The following is a 4108-nucleotide window of genomic DNA, read 5'->3' as shown; positions in this document are numbered from 1 at the left end:
CCGTTCGGCGCGCGCACCACGCCATGCCCGGACGCGGTAACGGGATACACGTCCACTTTCAGGTTGGGGCGGAGGGAAGCGTGATGCTGCTCGTCGAGGCGGATGTCGAATGTGACGGTGTTGTTCTGCACCGCCGGGTGGATGGTTTGCACGCGCCCGCGGATGGTGGAATCCTGGATGCGGATGATGACGGGCATCCCGGCCTGCAGCTTGTCGGAATAGTTGTCGGCAATGGTGCCCGTCACCTTGAAACTTTGCAGGTCCGCGATCCGTACCAGCGGCTCTCCCTCTCGCACGGTAGCGCCGATGTTACGGTTCACCCAGGTGATCACCCCGCCGCGGGGCGCCACGATGCCGGCGCGGTCGAGCTTCCGTTGCAGCTCACTCAGCGCCTGCCCCTGGATGGCGGATTCCAGCTCGGATTCCCGCATTTCCACCTGCATGGCTTCCTGTTTGTTTTTTATCTCGTATTCCAGTTGTGCTTTTTCGTGCTGCGCTACGCGGAGATTGGTTTCGGCCTGCTCCACGCTTTCACGGGTGCCGCCGCCCGCCTTGAAAAGCCGCCGGGCGTTTTCGACATCGGCCTGCAGCGCCTGGATGCGCAGCTGCTTGATGTTGTTGCCGGTTTGCAGGTCGAAGTAACTTTTGTCGAGCTGCAGGCGCAGCTTGCGGATGTTGTTGCGGCTTTGTTCCAGCTGGAATTTGCCTCTTTCGTATTCTGATTCCACGGCGGCCTTGTCGAGTTTGAGCAGCGGCTGACCGGCTTGCACCGTGGCGCCGGCGGCAATCGATACTTCAAGGATGGAAGCGCTCACAGGACTGGCAATCACGGCTTCGAACTCCGGCAATACTTCGCCGGAGGCGGTCAGCGTGTTTTCGATATCGCCGGTGCCGGTTTGGCCGGTAAGGATGGCGGCGCGGCTGATGGAAGCATGGAAGAACATGCGCACCAGCAAAATGGCGACAACGATAAACGCGGTGACCGCCACGGCGATGATCCAGCGTTTGCGCCGGCGGAGTTGTGTGAAAGATGGAGGCAGCGATCTGTCCATAGGGTAATTTGAAAAATTTGACATTCTCTTTCCAATCCGGATGCCAAACGGAATGCATTCATTTTCAACCAGGTGTAAAATACTGAATGCTAAAAAGCGTTCGATATCGGACAGAATTTCCGGAATTGGAACAAAAGGAGCGGGGAGTGTTGCGGGAGGGGAAACATTTGGTTAATTTGACGGATCAATCATTCCATGTTATCGTATGAAAACGTTTGTCTTATCATGCTGGCTCGTATTGACGGGCTATTGCGTCCTGGCCCAGGGGTTTCTCAAAAGATCGGGCGCCAGGATCGTCAATTCGGAAGGGGAGAACGTGCTGCTGAGGGGTTTCGGCCTGGGTGGCTGGATGTTGCAGGAAGGGTATATGCTGAAAGTTTATAAGGAAGGCCAGCAATACCGCATCCGCGAGCGCATCCAGGAATTGGTGGGGCCGGAGCGCACGGCTGAATTTTATAATCTTTGGCTGGCGAACCATACCACCCGCGCGGATATCGATGCGCTGAAGAAATGGGGCTTCAATTCTGTCCGCCTGCCCATGCATTTCAATCTTTACACCCTGCCTGCAGATCAGGAACCGGTGAAAGGGCAGGACACCTGGCTCGAAAAAGGCTTTGCCATGACCGACGAGCTCCTGGCCTGGTGCAAAGCCAACGGCCTCTACCTCATCCTGGATCTCCACGCGGCGCCCGGCGGCCAGGGCAATGATCTCAACATCTCCGACCGCGACCCTTCCAGGCCCTCGCTCTGGGAATCCGCCGAAAACCAACGGAAGACTGTTGCACTGTGGCGCAAACTGGCCGAACGTTATAAAGACGAGCCCTGGATCGGCGCCTACGACATCATCAACGAACCCAACTGGGGCTTCACCGATCCGAAAAACGACCGCAACGGCACGAAAGAGAAAAACAACGCCCCGCTGCGAAAACTAATGGTCGACATCACGAACGCCATCCGCGAAGTCGATAACAACCACATCGTCATCATCGAAGGCAATGGCTGGGGAAATAACTACAGCGGCGTTTTCCCGCCGTGGGACAGCAATATGGTGCTCAGTTATCACAAATACTGGAATTACAACAACGAAGCGAGTATCCGGCATATGCTCGAAGCGCGCGACAAATACAATATTCCCATCTGGCTGGGCGAAACAGGGGAGAACTCCAACGTTTGGTTCACGGAAGCCATTCGTTTGCTGGAAAAGCATAACATCGGCTGGGCCTGGTGGCCGCTAAAGAAGATCGGGATCAACAACCCGCTGGAAATCGTGGCGCCGGAAGGTTACGCGAAGATCCTGAAGTATTGGTCCGACAGCTCGGCGCCCCGCCCTTCGGCCGACGAAGCCTGGGTTGCATTGAAATCCCTTGCCGAAGCGGCTCATTTCAGCAAAAATAAACAGCATCCGGATGTGGTGGACGCGATGATCCGCCAACCCGCAGACCCTTCCGCCAAACCATCTGCCTCGGTGGTGCTGGTAGACAGGGTGAGTTTTAAAATGAGTGCCGCTATGTACGATCACGGTGCCAACGGGTATGCCTATTACGACAAGGACACGGCGAATTACCGCGTGTCGGACCCGAAGCATACGGGCGGCAACCGGGGCGGCGCACAGCGGAACGACGGCGTAGATATCGTCAGTGATTCCGCCCGCGCCTGGATCTCCCACATCGAGCCGGGAGAATGGACGCAGTATACGTTCAAGCTCCGGCAAAACGTGCCGCTGGACATTAGTATAACGGCCCGGGGAGGCGAAAAGCCGGGGAAATTCACGGTCTTGCTCGACGGTAAGCCCATGGCCGAAAATGTAACGATTCCCGCCGGGAAGGACTGGCAAAAAGTGGCTATAGGAAGGATAAAACCGGGTTTGGGGGATCATTCCATCCGGATCGTTGCGGAGACCGGTGGTTTTGAATGGGAATGGCTGCACCTGGAATAATAAAATAATAATTGTCTATCTTTTACGAAATAACAAAAATAATATATATATTCGGCCCGGAATCATATGCCTCAGCAGTCAACTAAGAAGCGGTTCGAATCCTGCTGCGTAGCCTGCGACACGTGGATCGTCGCCTACCAGTCATCTGCGCTCCCGCACCCGGTATACCTTGTTTGGTATACGGACAGGGCCAGCGGAGACCGCCTGCTTATGCACAGGAGCGGCACCGTTTTTACAGCGGATGCTGCGGATGGGGTGGCGGCGGCTGCGGATGCTCAGCTGGCGGCGCTCGTATATCATCCGCGCTTCCCGCAATGGCTGGAGAGGGTAGTGGAATTAACCCCGACGATCAGTAATGTGTATGATACCGATTACATCGAGCAGGCGCTGAGCAGCCGGCGGAAGCTGAGCCTCAAAGCCATGGATGCATTGTCCAACTTCATCGATCTATTCGGCGATTACGCCAACAGCCTGGAGAATGTTGCGCACCTGCAGGCATTCAGAGAGAACCCCGTGATAGAATCGTACATTTCCCACTATTACCGTTTCATTTTCTGGCCGCGCCTGCAGCAGGGCGAGCGGTTCAAGGATGCGGAGCGCCCCGCGCTGGAAACAGACCACAGCGCATTGCTGGCCGTATTCCGGGAAATGAAAGCTCACTTCGAAGCCGGCCTGACCCGCTTAACCGGAAACTGATCTATAAAACCTACGCAAATGCAAAACCAAAACCTGTTCGAACTGCACATCGATGACGAGAGTGCCAGTTACCTGAGAGAATCCGCCAAATGGGGCCGCTTTCTTTCCATCTTCGGATTCATCTGCCTCGGCTTCTACGTCCTGGTGACACTTTTCCTGGCGCTGGTTACCAGCAGTGCCAGCCGTGAGATGGAAGCAGCTTATTACGGCTCGAATCCCATGACGGCATTTTATACATCCGGCATCGGCATGGTGTTCATGCTCGCTTATATGGCGCTGCTGTTCATCCCGCTGATGTACATGTACCGCTTTGCCACCCGCATGAAAACGGCGCTGGCAGGCAACGACCAGATCACGCTGACCAGCGCGCTCGGCAGCCTGAAATCGATGTTCAAATTCTGGGGCATCTTCACGATCGTGGTAC

Annotated in this window: 4 protein-coding genes; 3 read left to right on the top strand and 1 reads right to left on the bottom strand. The window is 55.8% G+C overall.

Annotated features, from left to right (window positions below):
- Positions 1-1052 (bottom strand): HlyD family efflux transporter periplasmic adaptor subunit (locus Q0510_RS17485; protein WP_298714785.1); only part of this gene is annotated, 1052 nt, incomplete at its 3' end.
- Positions 1053-1257: 205 nt separating this feature from the next.
- Between Q0510_RS17485 and Q0510_RS17480 the strand changes: the two genes are divergently transcribed.
- From Q0510_RS17480 to Q0510_RS17470, 3 genes are all read left to right on the top strand, one after another.
- The gene (locus Q0510_RS17480) at positions 1258-2988 is read left to right on the top strand and encodes a cellulase family glycosylhydrolase (protein WP_298714783.1); all 1731 of its coding nucleotides are present in this window, start codon (positions 1258-1260) and stop codon (positions 2986-2988) included.
- Between the two features lie 66 nt (positions 2989-3054).
- On the top strand, positions 3055-3684 hold the full coding sequence (locus Q0510_RS17475; protein WP_298714780.1) for a hypothetical protein: 630 nt from the start codon (positions 3055-3057) through the stop codon (positions 3682-3684).
- Positions 3685-3702: 18 nt separating this feature from the next.
- Positions 3703-4108, top strand: a 406-nt coding sequence (locus tag Q0510_RS17470; RefSeq protein WP_298714777.1) for a hypothetical protein, incomplete at its 3' end; no start/stop codon positions are given.

Origin of the sequence: uncultured Chitinophaga sp. (genome assembly GCF_937874145.1) — a bacterium.
Taxonomy (GTDB): Bacteria; Bacteroidota; Bacteroidia; order Chitinophagales; family Chitinophagaceae; genus Chitinophaga.
This window is presented reverse-complemented; position numbering and strand designations above follow the sequence as displayed.

What these genes read in the sequence shown, in the direction of transcription:
- Q0510_RS17480 (WP_298714783.1), top strand. Translation starts at nt 1,258, where the DNA reads ATGAAAACGTTTGTCTTATCATGCTGGCTCGTATTGACGGGCTATTGC.
- Q0510_RS17475 (WP_298714780.1), top strand. Translation starts at nt 3,055, where the DNA reads ATGCCTCAGCAGTCAACTAAGAAGCGGTTCGAATCCTGCTGCGTAGCC.